Here is a 21,961-nt window from a genome sequence, read left to right on the forward strand (position 1 = left end):
CAGTGCTATGATCAAGAATATGGAAACCGATCCCTTCAACGTCTCCATGCGCAAATTCCTCAAGCAGGTCGGCGTGACCTCGCAGCAGGCGATCGAGAAAGCGGTGGAGCAAAAAGGCCTGAAAGGACAAGGGAAGCTGGTCGTGAAAGCCGTCATCACGTCCGAGCCCGCCGGTCTGCATCATGTCGTGGAAGGCGAGATCGATCTCGAATGAGACGAGAAGTGCCGTTGCGCTCCCGCCTATTTGAAAAAACGGATCTTGCCGGCTTGGCTGGTGTCATACCCTGTAAGTTCGACCGCACGGTCGGCGAAGGCCTGTTGCGGCAGGAAATCCAGTAGCGCCTGGAATGACGGCTGGAAATAGGTCCGCTGCCGCAGGAGCAGGTCGAAATTCTCCCACAGCAGCGGCACGAACTCCAGGCCGGCGATGTGTGCGGCGGCGCGCGTGGCGATACCGCAATCCGCCCGGCCGGTCCGCACCGCGGCTGCAAGGTCGGGACCGGTAAGGCAAGGCGGCTCAAGGCGATTGAGATCGCCATGGGTCGCGCCGGCTTCTGCCAAAAGCAGCGTAAGCAGCATATCCGCCCCGGCACCGCGTTGCCGACCGGCCATCCTGGCGCCGCTTGCCAGTACGTCATTCAGGCTGTCGAGCGATCTGGGATTGCCCGGAGGCAGCAACAGGCCTTGCTCGCGGCGGACGAAGCCGACCAGTACCGCGTCGTAAAGCCGTGGCATGGCGGCCACCGCCGCGACATTTGAATCGACGGCCTCGCCATGGAAATGGATCGTGGCGGCCGCGACCTCTCCCCGCAGCAGCCGCGCAACGCCGCCTTCGGTGCCCTCGGCTAGCGTGGCAAGCCCCGAGCCTGACTGGCGAAGGCTCCATTCGAGCATGTCATCCTGGCTCCCCCCGACGATGGGTGGCGGTTCGAGCGGGACCATTCCTGCAGGCCGCGCCAATCCCGACATGACCCAGCGGTCGAGTTCATGGCGTGGAAACAGCCATTTGCCCGTCACCTTGCTGCATGGAATGCGCTCCTCCGCGACGAGTTCGTAGAGCTTGCGCTCTCCCAGGCGAAGATAGTCGGCGGCTTCAGATGTCGTCAGAAGTTTCATCCTGCATTTATATGCATATTTAGGCTTTGATTCAACAATTTGACTTTGATGGAAGAAACACAGGAAAAAGGGAAAAGCGGGCGAAATGATTTATGTCGGAAACTATCAGTGCGTGGCACCTCATCGCGTCCGGTGATGCGACCTTGTTCGCGATCGTCAGGCTGTCGCTGGCTGTCAGCCTGACGGCCGTCGCCGCCGCGGTGGTCGTCGGCCTGCCGCTCGGCGCCATTCTCGCGCTGACCCGATTTCCCGGCCGCGCGGCAATCGTCGTGGTGTTGAACGGCTTCATGGGTCTGCCGCCCGTTGTGGTCGGCCTGACCGTCTATCTGCTGCTATCGCGATCCGGGCCGCTGGGAGAGTTCGGTCTCCTCTTCACGCCGACTGCAATGGTCATCGCGCAGGCGTTGCTGGTGCTGCCGATCATTGCCGCGCTGACACGCCAGACGGTCGAGGACCTATGGCTCGAATACCGCGAGGAACTGAGCGCGATGGGGGTCGGACAGGCCAGCCGGGTCGCCACGCTTCTCTGGGACAGCCGCTTCAGCCTCGTCACCGCCTTGCTTGCAGGCTTCGGCAGGGCTGCCGCCGAAGTCGGTACAGTGATGATCGTCGGCGGCAATATCGACGGCTTTACCCGGACCATGACCACCACGATCGCGCTCGAAACCTCCAAGGGAAATCTTTCCCTTGCGATGGGGCTCGGCATCATCCTGATATTCCTCATCCTGCTGATCAATGCGGCGGCCTGGGGCGTGCGGTTGTGGGCCGTGGAAAGAGCCGGTTAGCGATGCGCGCCACCGCAAGCGATCTTCCCCTTGCTTTCGACGACGTGTCGCTGAGCGCCGGCGCGACGACCATACTCGACCGCATAAGCCTGACCATCGGGCCGGGAGCGCCAACTCTTGTTGTCGGCCCTAACGGATCGGGAAAGACGTCGCTGCTGCGGCTGTGCATGGGCTTACTCGGGCCCTCGCGGGGCGCGGTGACGTGGGGTGGGCAGATGGATACCGGCCCCGGACGCCGAGCGATCCTGTTTCAGAAGCCGGTGATGTTGCGGCGTTCGGCTGCCGCGAACATCGCCTATGCACTGGCCCACGCCGGTTGTCCGCGCGGCTTGCGTGCCCGGCGCACGGAAGAACTACTCGATAGTGTCGGTCTGCGGGATTTCGCTTCGAGGCCCGCGCGCCGCTTGTCGGGCGGCGAGCAGCAAAGGCTGGCGCTCGCCCGTGCCTTGGCGCGACAGCCGGAAGTTCTTCTACTCGATGAACCGACGGCCAGCCTGGACCCCGCGGCCACGCGATTCGTCGAGGAAATCGTGCTGGCGGCGGCTCAGTCGGGCACCAAGATCGTCATGGCCTCGCACGATCTTGGGCAGGTGCGCAGGCTTGCTGGAGATGTCGTGTTCCTGGTCCGGGGCGGCCTCGTCGAGCATGCCGATGCCGCCGATTTCCTGGACCGCCCCGCAACGCCGCAAGCCGCGGCTTTCGTCCGCGGCGACCTCGTCCTTTGATTGACCTGAACGGAGATTGAAATGCTGAACCGCCGCCGACTGTTCTCAACCCTTGGAATGCTTGTCGTGCTTGCAGGTGCTGCGCCTGCGCTGGCCGAGGGCGAGTCGATCGTCGTCGCATCGACGACGTCCACGCAGGATTCGGGCCTGTTCGGTCACATTCTGCCGCTGTTCGAGAAGAAGACCGGCATCGAGGTCAAGGTCGTGGCGCAGGGCACCGGTCAGGCGCTCGACACCGCGCGCCGTGGCGATGCCGACGTGGTGTTCGTCCATGCCAAGGCACAGGAAGAAAAATTCCTCGAGGAAGGCTTCGGCGTCAAGCGCTTCGACGTGATGTACAACGACTTCGTGCTGATCGGGCCGAAAAGCGACCCGGCCAGCATCGGCGGCACGAAGGACATCGCGGCCGCTCTGGTCGCCATCGAAACCAAGCAAGCGCCGTTCGTCTCGCGCGGCGACAGGTCGGGCACCCATTCCGCCGAACTCAAACTGTGGAAGGCCGCCGGCGTCGACATCGAGACGGCGAAAGGGCCGTGGTACAAGGATATCGGCCAGGGCATGGGCGCCGCCCTCAACACGGCATCCGCCATGAACGCCTACGTCCTTTCCGATCGTGGCACCTGGCTGTCGTTCAAGAATCGCGGCGATCTGGCCGTTATGGTCGAGGGCGACAAGCGGCTGTTCAACCAGTATGGCGTCATGCTGGTGAACCCGGAAAAGCACCCGAACGTCAAGGTGAAGGCCGGTCAGGCGTTTATCGACTGGTTGCTCTCGCCCGAGGGCCAGAAGGCGATCGGCGATTACAAGATCGACGGTCAGCAACTTTTCTTCCCGAACGCAAGCGGCGAGCGTTCCTGACGTCTGTTGCAATGCGGTCGGCATCTGTCCCATTATCGGGCATGATGCCGACTCCTCCCCCGACCGGTGTGCTGATAAGCCTGGAAGCAGCGCGCACAGCCCTTCTCGACGACCTCGCGCCGGTCGCTCCCCGCTTTGTACCACTCGACCAGGCACTTGGTCGCATCGCTGCCGAGATGCCAGCGGTCGCACCGGCGCAGCCTGCGCGAGACATTGCCGCCACGGACGGCTGGGCATGTCGCGCCCTTGAGCTTACGGGGGCATCTGCCTATTCGCCCGTGGGGCTTGCGGACGCCCCGGCGTGGGTGGAAATCGGCGATGTCATGCCGCCAGGTTGCGACTGCGTGCTCCATGCCGATATGGTCGATTTTGTTGGCCCGATGGCCCAGGCTGTCGGCGAAGTCGCACCCGGCAAGGGCGTGCGCCGCACGGGCGAGGACATGGCGGCATGCCGCTCGCCGACGCTTGAAGGACGGTTGATCTGCGCCACCGACCTGCTGGTCGCGCGCAAGGTGGGGCTTGGCCAGCTTGCCGTTCGCAGTCCGCGCGTCCGCGTGATCGATGTCGCTGCTAGCGACTACGGGACGTTTTCGAAGCGGCTTGTCACGGAGTGTCTGACGGCCTCGAACGCGACAATTGCGGCGATAGAGATCACGGCGCGCGATGCCGCCTCGATTGCTGCTGCGCTTACTGACGAGGATTGCGATGTGCTTCTCCTGATTGGAGGCACTGGCGAAGGCCGCACCGATGTGACTGCCGAAGCGCTTGCGCTTCGCGGTGCCTTGATTGCGCATCGGGTTGCCGTGCGGCCCGGCGGAAGCACGGCGATCGGGCGGTTCGGCAACACGCCATTGGTCGCTTTGGCCGGCTCGCCCGACCAAGCCTTCGCGGGTTTTCTTGCCCTCGTCCAGCCGGTCCTTGACCGTTTGTCGGGTCGGTGCGAGCGGACGGGCACTATCCTGCCGCTCTCGCGCAAGATTTCGTCCACGGTCGGGATCAGCGAGGTCGTCCTGCTCGGCAGAGAACAGGATATGTGGACGCCACTTGCCATCGGCGACTTTTCGCTGGAAGCCATGCGGCTTGCCGATGCCTGGCTTGCAGTGCCGGGCGATAGCGAGGGATATCCCGTCGGCACACCCATCGCTGCCATGCCGCTCCGCAATTCGAACTGAACTGGCCGTCATGATGAAGTCTCCGCCTCCAATCCCGCAGAACGCCGGGCAGGAACAGTTTCTGACGATATTGTCACGCGAAGAAGCCCTGGCGCGCTTTGAAGCCGCGCTGTTTCCTCGGCCGGTACCAGCCGAGGAACGGGCTTTGGCCGACACGCTCGGTCTTGCGCTTGCACAAGACGTAACGGCACAGGTCGATGTTCCCCCATTCGACCGTTCTAACGTCGACGGATTTGCGGTGCGCGCAGCAGACTTGGCCGCCGCTTCCGAACTGCAACCCGTTCGGCTGACGCTCAACGGGGAGACGATTGCCTGCGGCCACGTCCCGCAACTCCCGGTTCTGCCAGGAACCGCCACCGCTATCGCTACCGGCGGGCCGCTGCCGCGCGGTGCCGACGCGATCGTCATGGTAGAGCATACCCACCCGATGGAGGCGGAGGGCATCGAAGTGGGGCGTGCCGTCTTGCCCGGACAATTCATCTCCGGCGCCGGCTCGGACATGGCGCGCGGCGAGGTCGTGCTGCGGGCCGGGACGGTAATCGGCGCGCGCGAGATAGGAATGCTGGCTGCCTGCGGAACCGCACAGGTGACGGTGGCTCGCAAACTGCGCGTGGCGGTCCTCTCCACAGGCGATGAACTCGTGCAACCGGGCGAGCCGCTGCGGCCGGCCGGCATTTACGATGCCAACGGGCCTATCATCAGCGCGGCGATCACCGAGAACGGGGGCGATGCCCATTTTCTCGGGGCGTTTGCGGACGACGAAGCCAGGCTCGAGAAGGCGATGCGCGCGGCACTCGCAGCCCATGACGTGCTGATTCTGTCCGGCGGCACCTCAAAGGGGGCCGGAGATGTCAGCTATCGTATCATCAGCCGCCTCGGAGAGCCGGGCATCATCGCCCACGGCGTTGCGCTCAAGCCCGGAAAACCACTTTGCCTGGCGGTGTGCGACGGCAAGCCGGTCATCATTCTGCCGGGGTTCCCTACCTCGGCGATGTTCACCTTCCACGACATGGTGGTGCCCGTATTGCGGCGCATGGCGGGGCTGCCGCCGCGTATAGATGCGCAGGTGAGTGCGCGGCTTCCTTTGCGCGTCGCGTCCGAACTCGGGCGCACAGAATTCGTCATGGTCTCGCTGGTGCAAGGACGCGATGGGCTTACGGCCTATACGACCGGCAAGGGCTCGGGCGCCATCACCTCCTTCGCCCAGGCCGATGGTTTCATCCGCATCGAAGCCCTGGCCGATCACCTGCCGGCGGGCAAGAAAGTGCCGGTGACCCTATTCACGCCGCAGGTGCGCGTGCCCGATCTCGTTGTCATTGGCAGTCATTGCACCGGCCTTGACCTGGTCATAGGAAAACTCTCGCGCGACGGGGTTTCAGTGCGTTCGCTGGCTGTCGGCAGCCTGGGCGGCCTTGCCGCCGCCAAACGCGGTGAGTGCGATCTTGCACCGATCCATCTCTTCGATCCGGCAACGCAGGCCTACAACACGCCGTTCCTCAGCGATGGCGTCGAACTCGTGCCGGGCTGGCGGCGCATGCAGGGTCTCGTATTCCGTCCCGGCGACGAGCGCTTCGAGGGCCGCAGCATAGAGGAGGCGGTGCAAGCGGCTCTAGCCGATCCCGAATGCATGATGGTCAATCGCAACCAGGGCGCCGGCACGCGCATCCTAATCGACCAATTGCTCGGCCCTTCACGCCCCGATGGCTACTGGAACCAACCGCGCTCGCACAATGCCGTCGCTGCCGCGGTCGTCCAGAAGCGCGCCGACTGGGGCGTCACGATAGAGCCGGTGGCGCATGCGGCCGGGCTCGGTTTCATACCGCTGATGCAGGAACACTATGATTTCGCGCTGGTTTCGGACCGCAAGGAGCAGCCGGCGGTGCAGGCATTCCTTGCCGCCTTGGTGTCGCCCGACATGAAGGAAGCGCTGGAGCGGGCGGGGTTCGGTCGGGCCATTTAACGATCGGCCAACAGCGCTGCAAGTCGCTCGGTTCGGCCAGGTTGCCCAGGATTCCGGCATAGGCCGAATAAAGGTGTTGGTTGACGACAGGTTTGCAAGGTGGGCATCATGTCTTTGACCATGACAACGACCATACTCGACCTTACGGGCCTGAAATGCCCTTTACCGGCGTTGAAAACCCGCAAGGCTCTCAAGGGATTGAACCCAGGCGAGCGGCTGGAGGTGCATTGCACGGATCCGCTGGCGATCATTGATATCCCGAATTTGCTCGATGAAATGGGCGAGAGCCTTCAATCGACGAAACGCGACGGCGATCGCTTGGTGTTCCTGATCGAGAAAATACAGGCAGCGACAACATGACAGGGTTGCACAACGGCCTCCTGCGGCGTTTTGATGCTAAGCGATAGGACTCTCGCTGGTCGTGTAATGAATATATCTTGCCTCATGTTCAACACCCTGGCCCGTGCGAAATGTCTTTAAAGGAAACGGGCGTTTCGCTCGGGGGAGATCAGGACATGACGATGCAGGAAAGGCGGCGGAAAGATCGCGGCCCCAAAGGGCGGCCGCTGGACGATTCCGCCCTCGGCGAGATTCAGGGTCTTTTGACCAACCGGGAGCGGCGGCGCGACCTTTTGATTGAGTTCCTGCACCTGATTCAGGACCGCTATGGGCATCTGTCGGCGCGGCATTTGCGAGCGCTGGCGCACGAGATGAAGCTGGCGCAGGCCGAAATCTATGAGGTCGCCTCTTTCTACGATCATTTCGATGTAATCAAGGAAGGCGAAACGCCGCCGCCGGCGCTCACCATCCGGGTCTGCGATTCGGTAAGTTGCATGCTGGCCGGAGCCGAGACGCTGGTCGCCGCTTTGCAGAAGGGCGCGGATCCATCCGCGGTGCGCGTGGTGCGTGCACCTTGCATGGGCCGATGCGCGGGCGCGCCTGCTGCCCGCATCGGCGACAGAGAGGTTGACCGCGCCACGGTTGAGGGCCTGCTCAAGATGGCGGCAACTGGCGACACCGGGGTGAAAGTACCGACCTATACCGGGCTTGCGGCCTATCGCGCCGAAGGCGGCTACCAACTGCTTGAGCAGATGCGCAAGGGCGAAGTGACAGCCGACGCGCTGATGGAAACCATGCAGAGCGCCGGCCTGCGCGGCCTTGGCGGAGCAGGTTTCCCGGCCGGCAAGAAATGGGAGTTCGTGCGCTCCTATGCCGGGCCGCGGCTGATGTCGATCAATGGCGACGAGGGCGAACCGGGCACGTTCAAGGACCGTATCTATCTGGAGCGCGATCCGCACCGTACCCTGGAAGGCGCGCTGGTCGCCGCCCATGCTGTCGAGGCCGAACGCATCTATTTCTACATGCGCGACGAATATCCGGCGGTGCTGCATATATTACGCACCGAGATCGCCGCGCTGGAAGCGGCCGGCATTGCCGAGCCGGGCTTTATCGAGCTTCGCCGTGGTGCCGGCGCTTATATCTGCGGCGAGGAAAGCGCGATGCTGGAGTCGATCGAGGGCAAACGCGGCCTGCCGCGCAACCGCCCGCCCTATATCGCCGAGGTCGGCCTGTTCGGCCGCCCGACGCTCAACCACAATATCGAAACGCTTTGGTGGATCCGCGACATCGTCGAAAAGGGCGCCGAATGGTTTGCCGGCCTCGGCAAGCCCGGCCATCCGGGCATCCGCTCGTGGTCGGTTTCGGGCCGCGTGAAGAACCCCGGCGTCAAGATGGCGCCGGCCGGCATCACCGTGCGCGAACTGATTGAGGAACATTGCGGCGGCATGGAAGACGGCCACACCTTCAAGGCCTATCTGCCAGGAGGCGCTTCGGGCGGTATCCTGCCGGCTTCGATGGGCGACATCCCGCTCGATTTCGGCGGCGAACTGGCCAAGCAAGGCGCGTTTGTCGGCTCGCATGCCATTGTCGTGTTCTCCGATCACGACAGCGCCAAGGCAGCAACGCTCAACCTGCTTAAGTTCTTCAAGCATGAGAGTTGCGGCCAGTGCACGCCCTGTCGCGAGGGTACCGGCAAGATGGTGGCGCTGTTGCAGAAGGACGGCGCACTTGACGAGACCGCTCTGCGCGACCTCGAATCCGTGATGCGCGATGCGTCCATCTGCGGCCTGGGCCAGGCCGCGCCAAACCCGGTCAACCACCTGTTGACGCACTTCCGTGAGGAGCTCTGAGATGGCGGGCACAATCCAATTCACCCTTGACGGTAAACCGGTCACGGCTGCCGAAGCCGAAACAATCTGGGACGTTGCCAAGCGCGAAGGCAATGAAATCCCGCATCTGTGCCACGTCAACATGCCGGGCTACCGCACCGACGGCAATTGCCGCGCCTGCATGGTGGACATCGAAGGCGAGCGCGTTCTGGCTGCCTCCTGCATCCGCAAGCCGACCAAGGGCATGGTGGTCAAGACCGACACCGAGCGCGCGGAAAAATCGCGCGAAATGGTATTCGAGTTGCTCGCCAGCAATATGCGTCCGGCCAATGACGGTCCCGACAACCAGTCGGCGTTCTGGCAATGGGCCTCATCGATGGGGATTTCGGGCAGCAGCCGCTATCCGTCCAAATTCGACGCCGCCGAAGTGGCCGAGTTCGATATTTCCAACCCGGCCATTGCCGTCAATCTCGACGCCTGCATCGCCTGTGGCGCCTGCGTGCGCGCCTGCCGCGAGGTGCAGGTCAACGACGTGATCGGCATGGCCGATCGCGGTGACCACACCGTCCCCGTCTTCGACATGCATGACCCGATGGGGCTCTCCACCTGCGTCACCTGCGGCGAATGCGTGCAGGCCTGCCCGACGGGCGCGCTCTATGAAAAGACGCTGATGGACCCCGCCGCCAAGACCCGCGCCATTCAGGCGTTCGACAGGGTCGTGGATTCAGTGTGTCCGTTCTGCGGCGTCGGCTGCCAGACCAAGGTTGCGGTCAAGGACAACAGGATCGTCCAGGTCGATGGCCGCAACGGTCCGGCCAACGAAAACCGCCTGTGCGTAAAGGGCCGCTTCGGTTTCGACTATGCCATGTCTCCCGATCGCCTGACCAAGCCACTGATCCGCCGCGACGACGCGCCCAAGGCCGGCGACATCGACCTGCGCAACGTCGACCCGTTGACCGTGTTCCGCGAGGCAACATGGGAGGAAGCGCTGGAACGTGCCACCGGCGGCCTGAAGAAAATCCTCAAGGAGGATGGCGGCCAGGCGCTGGCCGGCTTCGGTTCGGCCAAGGGCTCCAACGAGGAAGCCTATCTGTTCCAGAAGTTTGTCCGCCTGGGTTTCGGCACCAACAATATCGATCACTGCACCCGGCTTTGCCATGCCTCCTCGGTCGCCGCGCTGATGGAAGGCGTCGGCTCCGGCGCGGTCTCCGCACCGTTCATGGATGCCATGAAAGCCGATTGCGTCATCATCATCGGCGCTCGCCCGACCACCAACCATCCGGTCGCGGCGACCTATTTCAAGCAGGCGGTCAAGAAGGGCCTCAAGCTGATCATCATGGATCCGCGCGGTCAGGACCTGATGCGCCACGCCACCCATTTCCTGCAGTTCACGGCGGGTAGCGACGTGGCTATGCTGAACGCGCTTTTGCATGTGATCGTGGAAGAAAAGCTCTATGACGAGCAATATATCCAGGCCAACGTGACCGGCTTCGAAGCGCTCAAGAAGAAGGTCAAGGATTTTTCGCCGGAAGCCATGGCGCCGGTTTGCGGCATCGATGCCTCGGTGCTGCGCGAGGTGGCGCGCACCTATGCCAAGTCCGAGCGCTCGATGATCTTCTGGGGCATGGGCGTTTCGCAGCACACCCACGGCACCGATAATTCGCGCTGCCTGATCGCGCTGGCGCTGATTACCGGCCAGGTCGGGCGTCCCGGCACCGGCCTGCATCCGCTGCGCGGCCAAAACAACGTCCAGGGCGCGTCCGACGCCGGCCTGATCCCGATGTACTATCCCGACTACAGGTCGGTGGAGAACGTCGATATCCGCAGCGAGTACGAGAACTTCTGGGGGCAGACGCTCGATCCCAAGCGCGGCCTCACCGTGGTGGAGATCATTGACGCCATCCATGCGGGCGAGATCAAGGGCATGTACGTCATGGGCGAAAATCCGGCCATGTCGGACCCGGATCAGATTCATGCCCGCGCAGCGTTGGCCAAGCTTGAACATCTGGTGGTGCAGGACATTTTCATGACGGAAACCGCCTGGCATGCCGACGTGATCTTGCCGGCTTCGGCGCACGCCGAGAAACTGGGCACCTACACCAACACCAACCGACAGGTGCAGATCGGCCGCCCGGCGCTCGATCTGCCCGGCGAGGCACGCCAGGATCTCGACATCATCATCGAACTCGCCCGCGGCATGGGTCTCGACTGGAACTACAGCCATGTCTCGGAGGTCTATACCGAGATGGCGCATGTCATGCCCTCGCTCGCCAACATCTCCTGGGAGCGCATCGAACGCGAAGAATCGGTCATCTATCCGGCGGATGGCCCGGACGTGCCCGGCAACGAGATCGTCTTTACCTCCGGCTTCCCGACCTCGGACGGGCGCGGGCGCATCGTGCCAGCCGACCTTTCGCCGCCTGCCGAAGTGCCGGACGAGCAGTATCCGCTGGTGCTGACCACCGGACGCATGCTCGAACACTGGCACACCGGAGCCATGACAAGGCGCGCTGGGGTACTCAACGCCATCGAGCCCTACGGTATCGCCGCCATGAACCCCTACGAGATCAAACGGCAGGGTCTTGGCGTGGGCGACATCGTCCAGGTCGAGACGCGCCGAGGTTCCGTCGAGGCAATTCTGCGTGCCGACCGCGAGGTCGCAGACGGTATGGTCTTCATGCCCTTCTGTTTCAACGAAAGCCCGGCCAACAGGCTCACCAACCCGATGCTCGACCCATACGGCAAAATCCCCGAGTTCAAATATTGCGCCGCGCGAATTATGTCGGCAGCAAAGGCGGTCGAAGCTGCCGAATGACAGCGTTGTGAAAACGTTCCCGGCGGATGCCTGAAAGCCGCCGGGACAGTCGAAGTTCGTGCGGCGTGAATGCCTCGATGAACTGGTTGACCGCGCTCCACGGTGCCGTCATCGGTTTTGTTACCACGGCTTAATGGGTACGCAGAGAGGCCTGCTAGGCGGCCATTATGCGGCAAGAATTTCGAACTTCTCGCGCTCAGCCGTTGGGCGTTTCGGCGCAAGGTTGGCTCTGTCGCAAACCGCACGGTAACGCTATTTGGAGCATGAAGGCTCTTCCATTTCAGGGAGCTCGTCGATGTTCAGTGGCCGTCACTTCGACCAATCAGTAATCCTGCTGTGCGTACGGTGGTGTCTGGCTTACGTCCGGTCACCGGCAAGTAGCACGTGGATGAAACTTATGTTCGGGTGCGCGGTCGCTGGATGTATCTTTACCGCGCCGTCGACAGCGTGGGCGACACGGTCGAGTTCTTCTTCAGCGAAAACCGTGACCTGCCGGCTGCCAAACGCTTCATTCGCAAGGCGCTGGCACGTCATGGCCGACCAGACCGTATCGTCATTGATGGCAGCCAGACGAACCGGGAAGCAATCATTGCCTGCGATGGCGAGAGCCGGCTTCGAGACCAATCGCAACGGCCATTAAAGCCTATCAGCATCCGGCAAAGCCAATACTTGAACAACCGGGTCGAATAAGACCATCGGCGAATCAAACGCTGGATCCAGTCCATGCTTGGCTTCAAATCGACCACCTGCGCTGCGACTATCCTGTGCGGCATTGAAATGGTTCACATGATGCGGAAACGACAGGCGAGGTACGCGCACAATCCAGCACCGTCACTTGTCGAACAGTTTGAAATCCTGGCTGCGTGAAAACTGAGCAGGAAGCCTTTCTGTGTCTCAATTCCGAGTTTGCGACAGAGCCCCTCAGGGAACGCTGAATGTCGGCTTGAACCAGGCTGGCGCGAGGTTCTTTTCCAGGTCCAGCGAATTGACGTTCTTGCGATCGATCACTTCGACAGGCGGGCCGACATGGCGATAGACCAGCGTTCCCTCGATCGCCCGGATCGCCTGATCGATGGCTATGCGACCCTGCAGCGAGGGCGAGTCCGTCGGCGCGGCGACGACCTTGTGCCGGTAGATCGCCCGAAACGTGCTGTGTGTGAAATAATCCGCCAGAACCTTCACCTGGTTGTCGCGGCCCTGCGCGCGCAATAGGCTGACGGCGGCGTCGGCGGTGAGAGCGCTGCCGACGATGTAGTCGATGTCGGGATGTTCCTCCAGCGTCTCCTCGAGCAGCAGGAGTTGGATCTCAAAGCCGGTGTCGCCCCATTTGACCGCCACGATCTCGGCGGAACTTCCCTTCAGGGCGCCCAGGAAGCCCGCTTCGACGAATTTGACCCAGCCCGCGCCCTTGGGGCCAGGAAACCACGCGACCTTGACCGGGCTCGACCCACGCGGGTGCTGGCGCGCCAGATAGTTGCCGACCGAACGGCCCATTTCTTCCCAGGAAACGCCGGCCTTCGCCGTTATACCGTCATCCTCGATATCGTTTACGGCGGCAATGACGGGGATACGCCGGGCGATTTCCTTGATCGTGGGCGTGAGGCCACTATACGATACCGTGCCGACGATAAGTACGTCGGCATCGACGCTGCATGTGCGGATTTGTTCGATCTGCGTTTCGAGATTGGGGTAGCCGCCAGCTTCGACGACCGTCAGCCTGACGCCGGTTGCCCTGGCCTGCTCGACCATGCCGTAATTGACGCTGGCCCAATAGGAGTCTTTCAGGTGAGGATAGGCGGCGCAGATACGCCATGGTTTGGCGGCTTTGCGCACCGGCGTGTAGTCTATCGTGTGTGGCGCTTTGGAGTAATCGAATGCAGGCTGCCAGGAATCGAGATGCCAGGTTTCCGTGGACGTTCCGGCCTCGCTGTGTCCAGCCATGAACAGCAGGCAGGCAACGGCGAGCAGGCACAGGCGATGGGCGATTGATTTGGCGAGCCTCATTTGCATAAGGCTAGACATCTTGGGCGGATCGGGCAAACCATGATTGTGCGAAAGGCATTTCGCGGGCTTGGCATAGGCGGAAGGCTGTTCTTCGCCTTCTTGTGCATCACTGCGTTATCGCTTTCGTCGGGCGTGGCCGGCTGGCTGATCCTGCGCCATATCTCGCTGGCCCAGTCCATGGTCAATGCACAGGCCTTGCCGGCGGTCGGGGCCACCCAGCGAACCGCTGAGCTCAGCGCGCGGCTGGTCGCCATGGCCCCCGCGCTTACCGTGGTCCGCTCCCGCCCCGGCTTGCAGGTCGAGCAGGCCAAGCTCTCCAGCCTCGCTCTCGAGATAAGCCAGTCGCTCAAGGACGTCAGGCAATTGTCGATCGCCCCCGATTTGGTCGAGGAGTTCTCCAGGTCGGTGGAAAAGATGCTGGCCAATCTCAAAAGCCAGGAGGACCTTGTCCGTCGCCGCCTCGATCTGGAACGCGCCTATCGCGACCGGGCCGACAAGGCGGCCAATGCCGCACAGTCGATTTTCCTGCTCGCCGAGACGCTGGTATCCAATGCGTCGGCCGGGGCGTCCGCCGTTACGGCGAACCTCTACGATCTGATCGGCGATCCGGCGCGCAAGGAAGATGCCTACCGTGCCGTCGATCGTCTGATCGAACACGACATCTACCTGATGGAGCGGATGTATGAGTTGCGCCACCGCAGCGCCCAGATAAACCTGCTCATCAATCGCCTGACGCGGGCCCAGACGTCGGAGGAGATCAATGAAATAAGTGCCGTCTACCAAGGGAATCTGCGGGTTGTTCGCCGCAGGGTTTCAAGCATCGACGATCCGGTCCGGCGCGCACAGGCCAAAGACTTCCTCGCGGCGATAGAGACCTCGGCTGGCAACACTCCCGTCTCCGGGACCATTTTCGGGCACCGCGAGGATATGGTTGAACTCGCCGGCACGCTGGAAACGCTGACCCAGGCCAATAGCGATCTTTCGGTGAGCCTGAATGCGGTAGCCAGCAAAATTTTGAGGCAGGCGAGCGAATTCGCCGGTGCCACTGCCAGCCGTGCGGATAACGCGGTACAACTCGGCCTTTATGTGCTGCTGACTGCCCTGATCGGCGCGATCCTGGTTTCGGGGGCGATCGTCTGGTTTTACGTCGAACAAGGCTTGGTTCGCCGCTTGCGCGACCTTTCACGGGCCATGCAGCGGTTGACCGCCGGAGATCTCGCCGTCAGCGTGACGGAGACCGGCGAGGGTGAATTGAGGGCGATGGCCATCGCCGTCAATAGGTTCAGGGACGAATCGCAGCAGCGCCTGCGTCTGGAAAACGAGCGCGCGCGCATCACCGAGGAACTGCGGCGGCACCGCGAGGAGCTTCAACAACTGGTAGAGGAGCAGACCGAGCAGATCAGGCTGACCAATACGCGCCTGCGCCGGGAGGTCGTCGATCATGCCGAGGCGCGCGAACATGCCGAGCAGGCAAGCAATGCAAAGTCGGCCTTCCTCGCCACTATGAGCCATGAAATCCGCACGCCGATGACCGGCATGTTGGGGATGGTGAGTCTGCTGGCGGATTCGGAACTTGATCCGGGGCAGCGCAAGCAATTGTCCATTTTGGCCAGTTCCGGGGAGGCGTTGCTGGGCATTCTCAACGCCATTCTCGATTATTCGAAAATCGAATCGGGAACGGTCGTGGTCGAGCCGGTCGATTTTGCGCTCGGGTCCCTGATGGAGGGTATCGCGGCCCTGATGCAGCCGACCGCCGCCGAAAAGGGGCTCGACCTGACGCTTGATGTCGACTGCCGGCTGGCGCCTCTTCATCATGCCGACGTGGGCAAGATACGCCAGATCATCTTCAATCTGGTCAGCAACGCGATCAAGTTCACGGACAAGGGCGGCCTGCGGGTCGCCGTGGAACTGGAAAGCGCGCGCGAGGCTTGTCAAATGGTGCGCGTGACGGTCGCCGATACCGGCATCGGCATTTCCGCCGACCATCTGGACGATGTGTTCCAGCCGTTTCTGCAAGTAGACGCTTCCATTACCCGGCGCTTCCGCGGCACCGGGCTTGGCCTTGCCATCAGCCGGCATCTCGCCAAGCTGATTGGCGCGGACCTTACGCTCACTTCGGAGATCGGCCGAGGCAGCACGTTCACCCTCACCATGCCGCTACAAGCCGCGACCGGCGCGCTGCCACAGGCAACGGACGGCCCTGGCCGAGAGTGGCGCAGTTCCTCACCTCAAAACATTCTCCTGGTTGAAGACGACGATGCCACGCGCCTGGTTGCCCAAACCATCCTGTCAAAGGCTGGGCACTGCGTGAAGTCCGTCGGATCGGGCCATCTCGCCATGGAGGCGCTTGCGACATTTACGCCTGACATCGTGGTCATGGACATCAGCCTTCCGGACTTGAACGGAATGGAGACGGCAAAGCGCCTGCGCATCGCCTCGAACCGTCCGGGGTTGCCGGTCATCGCGATGTCGGCGCATGTGTTCAAAGAGGACGTGGAGCGGCATCTCCGCTCCGGCATGGATGCTTTCGTCGCCAAGCCGATCGATCGCGAGCGGCTGCTGGAAGCGATTGCGGCGCTGTCGGGCGAGCCGCCTTCCCCGGCACCCGTCGCCGCCGCGCTGGATGCGTCGATCTATGCGGCCGATATCGACGCCCTGGGCATCGAAACCGTCAGGCGCTTGCAGGACATAGCCCGCGACAGCCTTCCGCGCCGGTTCCGCTTGATGGGCGAAGCCTTGCGGGTCGAGGATCGGCAGGCGCTCCGGGACCTGGCCCACTCGACACGTAGCGCGGCGGGCTCGATCGGCTTCCTGCGGCTTTTGCAGAGTGCCGAGGCGCTTGAGACAGGATGTGCCCGGCGTCCAATTCCGCAACTTGGCCGGATGGTTGCCGATTGCGAGGAGGCTTTCGCAGAGGGCGTGCGGCAGTGGGAGGAACTGGCTACCCAACCCACGGAAACTGACGGAGCAGTCGGGACCCGCTAGGCTGCGTTCGCTGCGAAAAAGTAGCCTTCGCCGTGAGACGTGACGATGATCCGGGGAGAGCGGGGATTGTCCTTGAGCTTCTTGCGCACGCGTCGCACGATCACGTCGACGGTCCTGTCGCTCGGGTCCCAGTCCCTTCCTGAAATTTCATGCAGCAATCGCTCGCGCGAAAGCACCTGGCCGGGATTGGAGGTCAGGGCGGCCAGCAGTCTGAATTCGGCGCGCGTCATCTCGACATAGACGCCGTCCTCGGCCCGCAAGGTGCGGCGCGAGACATCCAGCGCCCAGCCGTCGAAACAACGCAGGCCCGACGCGCCGCCGCTATGCCGGTTGTGGCCGAGGCGGCGCAGGAGGCCTTTCACGCGGGCAAGAAGTTCACGGTGCTCGACCGGCTTGGTCACATAGTCGTCGGCTCCGATCTCCAGCCCGACGATCCGGTCGATGGTGTCGGTCCTTCCGGTGACGAGAATGATGCCGGCATCCGAGTGCTCGCGCTGTTCGCGCGTCAGTTTCAACCCGTCTTCCCCCGGCAGGTTGATATCGATCAGCAGGAGATCGGCCGGATGGCGCTCGATGATGGCACGCATCTGGCCGCCATCGGCGGCTTCGCTGACGAGATAGCCTTCGGCCGCAAAATAGCTGGCGAGCTTGGACCGCGTCACCGGGTCGTCTTCGACGACGACGATATGATGTTGAACCGGCATGGTGCATCTCTCCCCGACACGCCTGTTAACATATTTTCACAAACCAGACCATAGATTTTACTTAGCCACCGACACCGGTTCACGAGTCCCGGTTATGGTTGCAGGGCTGGGAATGAAACGGACATCCACTGATCCTGGCTGTCCTACTTGCCGGCGAAGAGGAGCAACAAAATAAGTGGGGAGAACTCGGTGAAGAAACTTATCCGGTCCACATGCCTGGCGACAGCTTTCACGCTGCTTGCGGGGGCGGCATTTGCGGAAGATTCCACGGACGTCATCAAGATTCCGACGCACAACTGGTCAAGCCAGATCGTCGGCGCGCACATTTTCGGCAAGCTTTTGGAGAAGACCGGCGCAACTGTGGAGTATGTATCCTCCGACAGCCAGGTCGTTTACACGGCCATCTGCGAAGGCGATATCCATCTCGCCAACGAAGTATGGGAAGGCGCTTACGGCGTTGCCTTCCAGAAGGTCGTGGATGAAGGCTGCGTCATCGACGCCGGGACTCACGACGCCAAGACCCGCGAAGAATGGTGGTATCCAAGCTATGTCGAGGAAATCTGCCCCGGCCTGCCCGCCTGGGAAGCCCTGAACGCCTGCGCGGAAAAGTTCTCGACGGCCGAAACCAGCCCGAAGGGGCGGTTCCTCGGCGGCCCCGTCGACTGGCTGAAGCACGACGAAGAACGGGTCAAGGCGCTCGGCATAAACTTCGAAGTGGTCAATGCCGGTTCGGCGGCCGCTCTGTGGGCGGAACTCGACTCTGCCGAGAAGCGCAAGGAGCCCATCGTCCTTTTCAACTGGACGCCTAACTTCATCGAAGCGCTCTATGAGGGCAAGTTTGTGGAGTTCCCGGCCTTCGATCCCAAGTGCAAGGACGATCCGTCCTGGGGCACCAACAAGGACTTGGCCTACGACTGCGGAAATCCGAAGGACGGCTATCTGAAGATCGGCGTCTGGAAGGAATTCCCCAACAAATGGCCCAAGGCCTACGCGGTTCTTCAGAAGATCAACTTCACCAATATGGACGTCGCCGTTCAGGCCAAACTTGCCGACATCGACAACATGGAGCCGGCTGCTGCCGCCGACAAATGGCTGGCCGACAATGAAAGCCGCTGGAAGGTGTGGCTGGAGGCGGCCAACTAAGGCCACGCCAGCATCGCTCCCATCGGGGCGCCGGCATCCGCGTGCCGGCGCTCCGTTTGGACATACGCCATGAGCCGTCGCCATCGACAGCGGAGACCGTGATGACCGAAGCCAAGATTTCATGCCGCAATCTCTGGAAGCTTTACGGGGGCGACCCCAAGGGCCTGTTGCGGCAGCATGGCGGCAAGCCGTCGGCGGAAGCCATTCGCGCCAGCGGTTATGTGTCGGCCGTGCAGGACGTGTCGCTCGACATCATGCCCGGCCAGATCCTGGTGGTCATGGGGCTGTCGGGATCGGGGAAGTCGACGCTGTTGCGCTGTCTCGCCCGGCTCGTGGAGCCAACGGCCGGCGAGGTGATCTTCGAGGGCAAGAACCTGCTCGCGGCCTCCGACGCCGAAATGATTGAACTTCGCCGGCACAAGATGGGAATGGTTTTCCAGAATTTCGGCCTGCTTCCGCACCGCACCGTGCTCGAGAACGTGGCGTTTCCGCTTCAGGTGCAGGGGATGGGCCGGCAGCAACGCGAAGCGCGCGCGCGCGAGGTCGTGGAACTGGTCGGCCTGCACGGCCGCGAATCCTACTACCCTCGCGAACTCTCCGGCGGCCAGCAGCAGCGCGTCGGCATCGCCCGGTCGCTCGCCGTCGGACCGGACGTCTGGTTCCTCGACGAACCTTTCTCCGCTCTCGATCCCTTGATCCGCCGCGAAATGCAGGACGAGTTCCTGCGCCTTCAGCAGATGCTCGCCAAGACCATCCTCTTCATCACCCACGATTTCAGCGAGGCCATCCGCGTTGCCGATCGCATCGCGGTCATGAAGGACGGCGTGGTTGAGCAGATAGGCACTGCCGAGGAAATCGTCACGCGGCCCGCGACGCCTTATGTGGCGGAGTTCACCCGCGAGGTTCCGCGCGACCAGTTCCTGTCTGTCGCATCCGTCATGGCGCCCGCGACGGGACGGGCGCCGCAGCCCGGCGCGCTCCAGAGCCGGACCCGGCTGGTGAATGTCGCGCGCCAGGTCCTTTCCTGCGATGAGCCGATCGACGTCGTCGACGAACAGGGCGTGCTGGTCGGCGCCCTGGGCAGGCCAGCCGTCATCGATGCCCTTTACGGCAAGGAAATGCATCCGTGACTGCGTTGGCCGCCCCCGCCTCGCGCGCGATAGGCGAAGCCAACCGAATGGCCGGCCTTGCCAAACTGGCGATCGTCGTCCTGCCATTCGTCACTATCCTGCTGCTGATACCGCTTCTGCCCGGTTGGGCGATCCAGGTTCCGGCGGGCTGGGCAATCCCCTTCATCGACTGGATGAACGCGGCTTTCGATCAGATGCGCCGCTACGAGATTCTGGGCCTGTTCACGGTCAGGGATGTCACCCGCGCGGTGGCGGAGGTGATCAACTGGCCGTTGGTGTTCATGGAAGGGCTGCTGGCCACCGGCTTTCCCAAATTCGGCTTGCCGCCGCTGCCGTGGATCATGATCGCCGGGCTGGCGGGTATATTGGGATGGCACCTGAAGGGAGCAGCACTTGGGGTGCTTTCTGCCGGCGGGGTCGTCTATATGGCGATCTTCGGCAAATGGGAGCTTTCGATGATCACCCTGTCGGTGGTGCTTGTCGCAGTGCCTATCGCTGCGATCATCGGCATGGGCCTCGGCATCGTCGCGGTTAAGAAAAAGTGGTTTGAAGGGCTGCTCGTACCGTTCCTGAACGTCATGCAGTCACTGCCGCACTTCTCCTACCTGATACCGATTGCGATCTTCATCGGGGTGGGACACAAAGCGGGAGCGATCGCGACCATCGCTTTTGCCGTCCCGCCGATGGCGCGGCTTACCATCCTGGGCCTCCGGGGTATTCCCGAGGAAATCCGCGAAGCCGGCAGGATGGCCGGCTGCACCCGGCTGCAAATGCTGTTCATGGTCGAGATACCGGCGGCCAGGCAGGCCCTGCTGGTCGGTATCAACCAGGTCATCATGCAGTGCCTGGCCATGGTGGTCATCGCCGCTTTCGTGGGAGCGAGGGGGCTCGGCCAGGACCTGCTCTTCCGCTTGCAATCGCTCAAGGTCGGGCAGGCGCTGGAAAGCGGCATTGCAATCGTGCTGATGGCGATCGTGCTCGACCAACTTAGCCGGGCCGCCGCCTACAAGCAGCCGGCACGGCCGGTCCCCGGTCCGTTCTGGAAACGCTATCCGCATCTGACGCTGACCGTCGCCCTTATTCTTGCAACGGCCGCGCTCGCCTTTCTGGTGCCTTATGCCCGGACATGGCCGGCTGACCTGACGATAAGCACGGCACCGATCTGGGAGGCGATGATCGACTGGTTCACGACCACGTTCTACGCTCCGCTGCAGTTCTTCCGCGATGGGGTGCTGCTTTACGTGCTGATCCCGACCCGGGATCTTTTCCAGCATATTCCGTGGACGGCGCTGGTCGCGTTGGTGGCGATCGCCGGATGGTCGCTGGGCGGTGCCCGGCTTGTGCTGGTCGTTTCCGGGTTCATCCTGTTCGTCGCCTTCGCCGGGTTCTGGGACCGATCGATGATCACCGCCTATATGGTCACGGTCGCCTTGGCGGTCTGCCTGCTGGTCGGTCTGCCGCTGGGCATATGGGCATCGCGCAGCGCGAGGCGCGCGCAAATCGTCAACGGCTTGTGCGACACCCTGCAAACGTTCCCGTCGTTCATCTACCTGATCCCCGTGATCATGCTGTTCAAGGTGGGGGACGTCGCCGCCATTTCGGCGGTCGTGATCTACGCCATGATCCCGATCGTTCGCTATACCATCTTCGGCCTGCGCAACGTGCCCGCCGAGATCATCGAGGCCGGCATCACGTCGGGATGCACGAAGCGGCAGCTCCTGTGGAACATCCGCATGCCGCTGGCCATTCCCGAAATCATGCTCGGCATCAATCAGACGATCATGTTCGCGCTGTTCATGGTCATTATCGCGGCCTTCATCGGGACCAAGGATCTCGGCCAGGAAATTTTCCGCGCGCTGACCTTCAACGACGCCGGCAAGGGGCTGGTGCTCGGCCTGTGCGTGGCGTTCATGGGCCTGACGGCCGATCAGTTGATTACCGCATGGGCGACGAAACGAAAGCGCCTGCTAGGCCTCGCGTGAGGAAATGGCTGACGGCTGGAAGGCACTGAGGATTGACCTCGCAATCCAAGCGCCCGATGAAGTGGTTGAGTTGCTGGGACCATATAAGGTCGTAGCCGTCGCGCTGGACCAATGCCACTAGCCGACAAGGTGGATCGCAATTCAGCAGGATAGAGCAGCCCGGTAGCTCGCATGGCTCATAACCTAGACCACATGTTCGCCTGAGACTGGGCACGTCCGTCTCGTAATGTGTGGAGGCGAGATCGCCGACACCCCCGCGGCGCTGTTCAGCATCGCAAAGCAGCCGCTTAAAATGCCAACCCAGATGAGCCAGAGCCTCCGCTAAATCGGTCCGTCTAAAGTCTCAAAAACTCTGACGACGAACACTGGAATTGCTCAACACCGATCTTTCGGAGTCACCTGCGACAAAAAGCT

Annotated in this window: 16 protein-coding genes and 1 pseudogene; 14 read left to right on the forward strand and 3 right to left on the reverse strand. The window is 62.5% G+C overall.

Features of this window, described 5'->3' with window-relative positions:
• Positions 1 to 7: 7 nt before the first annotated feature.
• On the forward strand, positions 8 to 214 hold the full coding sequence (locus tag ACX3P0_RS16555) for a DUF6494 family protein (RefSeq protein ID WP_459081399.1): 207 nt from the start codon (positions 8 to 10) through the stop codon (positions 212 to 214).
• Between the two features lie 26 nt (positions 215 to 240).
• Here the strand turns inward: ACX3P0_RS16555 and ACX3P0_RS16560 are convergent, their stop codons facing one another.
• Positions 241 to 1,116 carry a substrate-binding domain-containing protein gene (locus ACX3P0_RS16560; RefSeq protein ID WP_459090125.1) on the reverse strand — a complete coding sequence of 292 codons (876 nt, stop codon included), beginning with the start codon at positions 1,114 to 1,116 and terminating at the stop codon, positions 241 to 243.
• 92 nt (positions 1,117 to 1,208) lie between these two features.
• Between ACX3P0_RS16560 and ACX3P0_RS16565 the strand changes: the two genes are divergently transcribed.
• The 9 genes and pseudogenes from ACX3P0_RS16565 (at position 1,209) to ACX3P0_RS16605 (ending at position 12,466) form a co-directional block, all read left to right on the forward strand.
• The gene (locus ACX3P0_RS16565; RefSeq protein ID WP_459090127.1) at positions 1,209 to 1,901 is read left to right on the forward strand and encodes an ABC transporter permease; all 693 of its coding nucleotides are present in this window, start codon (positions 1,209 to 1,211) and stop codon (positions 1,899 to 1,901) included.
• A gap of 2 nt (positions 1,902 to 1,903) precedes the next feature.
• A complete protein-coding gene (locus tag ACX3P0_RS16570) occupies positions 1,904 to 2,626 on the forward strand; it encodes an ATP-binding cassette domain-containing protein (protein ID WP_459090129.1) in 723 nt (240 codons plus the stop codon).
• A 57-nt stretch (positions 2,627 to 2,683) separates the two neighbouring features.
• Entirely contained in the window at positions 2,684 to 3,484 is an 801-nt protein-coding gene (locus ACX3P0_RS16575; protein WP_459090322.1) for an ABC transporter substrate-binding protein, read from the forward strand.
• Between the two features lie 44 nt (positions 3,485 to 3,528).
• A complete protein-coding gene (locus ACX3P0_RS16580) occupies positions 3,529 to 4,656 on the forward strand; it encodes a molybdopterin-binding protein (protein WP_459090131.1) in 1,128 nt (375 codons plus the stop codon).
• 10 nt (positions 4,657 to 4,666) lie between these two features.
• Positions 4,667 to 6,616, forward strand: a complete 1,950-nt coding sequence (locus ACX3P0_RS16585) for a molybdopterin biosynthesis protein (RefSeq protein WP_459090133.1) — start codon at positions 4,667 to 4,669, stop codon at positions 6,614 to 6,616.
• A gap of 120 nt (positions 6,617 to 6,736) precedes the next feature.
• Entirely contained in the window at positions 6,737 to 6,976 is a 240-nt protein-coding gene (locus ACX3P0_RS16590; protein ID WP_459081422.1) for a sulfurtransferase TusA family protein, read from the forward strand.
• Between the two features lie 155 nt (positions 6,977 to 7,131).
• The gene (locus tag ACX3P0_RS16595; RefSeq protein ID WP_459081392.1) at positions 7,132 to 8,805 is read left to right on the forward strand and encodes an NAD(P)H-dependent oxidoreductase subunit E; all 1,674 of its coding nucleotides are present in this window, start codon (positions 7,132 to 7,134) and stop codon (positions 8,803 to 8,805) included.
• Position 8,806: 1 nt separating this feature from the next.
• Positions 8,807 to 11,599, forward strand: coding sequence for a formate dehydrogenase subunit alpha (fdhF, locus tag ACX3P0_RS16600; protein ID WP_459090135.1), 2,793 nt, complete (start codon positions 8,807 to 8,809; stop codon positions 11,597 to 11,599).
• A 295-nt stretch (positions 11,600 to 11,894) separates the two neighbouring features.
• A pseudogene (locus tag ACX3P0_RS16605) lies at positions 11,895 to 12,466 on the forward strand (IS6 family transposase).
• 54 nt (positions 12,467 to 12,520) lie between these two features.
• Here the strand turns inward: ACX3P0_RS16605 and torT are convergent.
• A complete protein-coding gene (gene torT / locus ACX3P0_RS16610; RefSeq protein WP_459090137.1) occupies positions 12,521 to 13,603 on the reverse strand; it encodes a TMAO reductase system periplasmic protein TorT in 1,083 nt (360 codons plus the stop codon).
• 39 nt (positions 13,604 to 13,642) lie between these two features.
• On the opposite strand from torT, the gene torS reads away from it, so the two are divergent.
• A complete protein-coding gene (gene torS, locus ACX3P0_RS16615) occupies positions 13,643 to 16,588 on the forward strand; it encodes a TMAO reductase system sensor histidine kinase/response regulator TorS (RefSeq protein WP_459090139.1) in 2,946 nt (981 codons plus the stop codon).
• Here the strand turns inward: torS and torR are convergent.
• Entirely contained in the window at positions 16,585 to 17,292 is a 708-nt protein-coding gene (gene torR / locus ACX3P0_RS16620) for a two-component system response regulator TorR (RefSeq protein ID WP_459090141.1), read from the reverse strand. The genes torS and torR overlap by 4 nt on opposite strands.
• A 189-nt stretch (positions 17,293 to 17,481) precedes the next feature.
• On the opposite strand from torR, the gene ACX3P0_RS16625 reads away from it, so the two are divergent.
• The 3 genes from ACX3P0_RS16625 to ACX3P0_RS16635 all read left to right on the forward strand — a co-directional run bounded on the left by ACX3P0_RS16625 (position 17,482) and on the right by ACX3P0_RS16635 (position 21,547).
• Positions 17,482 to 18,435: an ABC transporter substrate-binding protein gene (locus tag ACX3P0_RS16625; RefSeq protein WP_459081387.1), complete on the forward strand. Its 954-nt coding sequence runs from the start codon at positions 17,482 to 17,484 to the stop codon at positions 18,433 to 18,435.
• 101 nt (positions 18,436 to 18,536) lie between these two features.
• Positions 18,537 to 19,565 carry a quaternary amine ABC transporter ATP-binding protein gene (locus ACX3P0_RS16630; RefSeq protein ID WP_459081386.1) on the forward strand — a complete coding sequence of 343 codons (1,029 nt, stop codon included), beginning with the start codon at positions 18,537 to 18,539 and terminating at the stop codon, positions 19,563 to 19,565.
• Entirely contained in the window at positions 19,562 to 21,547 is a 1,986-nt protein-coding gene (locus ACX3P0_RS16635; protein WP_459090143.1) for an ABC transporter permease, read from the forward strand. The genes ACX3P0_RS16630 and ACX3P0_RS16635 overlap by 4 nt, the downstream gene beginning before the upstream one ends.
• Positions 21,548 to 21,961: the final 414 nt, after the last annotated feature.

It is taken from the genome of Mesorhizobium sp. A556 (assembly GCF_054489545.1).

Excerpts from the sequence above, each read along its gene's own strand:
- ACX3P0_RS16595 (WP_459081392.1), top strand. The coding sequence starts at position 7,132 with ATGACGATGCAGGAAAGGCGGCGGAAAGATCGCGGCCCCAAAGGGCGG.
- ACX3P0_RS16580 (WP_459090131.1), top strand. The coding sequence starts at position 3,529 with ATGCCGACTCCTCCCCCGACCGGTGTGCTGATAAGCCTGGAAGCAGCG.
- ACX3P0_RS16560 (WP_459090125.1), bottom strand. The coding sequence starts at position 1,116 with ATGAAACTTCTGACGACATCTGAAGCCGCCGACTATCTTCGCCTGGGA.
- ACX3P0_RS16575 (WP_459090322.1), top strand. The coding sequence starts at position 2,684 with ATGCTTGTCGTGCTTGCAGGTGCTGCGCCTGCGCTGGCCGAGGGCGAG.
- ACX3P0_RS16585 (WP_459090133.1), top strand. The coding sequence starts at position 4,667 with ATGATGAAGTCTCCGCCTCCAATCCCGCAGAACGCCGGGCAGGAACAG.
- fdhF (WP_459090135.1), top strand. The coding sequence starts at position 8,807 with ATGGCGGGCACAATCCAATTCACCCTTGACGGTAAACCGGTCACGGCT.
- ACX3P0_RS16630 (WP_459081386.1), top strand. The coding sequence starts at position 18,537 with ATGACCGAAGCCAAGATTTCATGCCGCAATCTCTGGAAGCTTTACGGG.
- torR (WP_459090141.1), bottom strand. The coding sequence starts at position 17,292 with ATGCCGGTTCAACATCATATCGTCGTCGTCGAAGACGACCCGGTGACG.
- ACX3P0_RS16590 (WP_459081422.1), top strand. The coding sequence starts at position 6,737 with ATGACAACGACCATACTCGACCTTACGGGCCTGAAATGCCCTTTACCG.
- ACX3P0_RS16570 (WP_459090129.1), top strand. The coding sequence starts at position 1,904 with ATGCGCGCCACCGCAAGCGATCTTCCCCTTGCTTTCGACGACGTGTCG.
- ACX3P0_RS16565 (WP_459090127.1), top strand. The coding sequence starts at position 1,209 with ATGTCGGAAACTATCAGTGCGTGGCACCTCATCGCGTCCGGTGATGCG.
- torT (WP_459090137.1), bottom strand. The coding sequence starts at position 13,603 with ATGAGGCTCGCCAAATCAATCGCCCATCGCCTGTGCCTGCTCGCCGTT.
- torS (WP_459090139.1), top strand. The coding sequence starts at position 13,643 with ATGATTGTGCGAAAGGCATTTCGCGGGCTTGGCATAGGCGGAAGGCTG.
- ACX3P0_RS16555 (WP_459081399.1), top strand. The coding sequence starts at position 8 with ATGATCAAGAATATGGAAACCGATCCCTTCAACGTCTCCATGCGCAAA.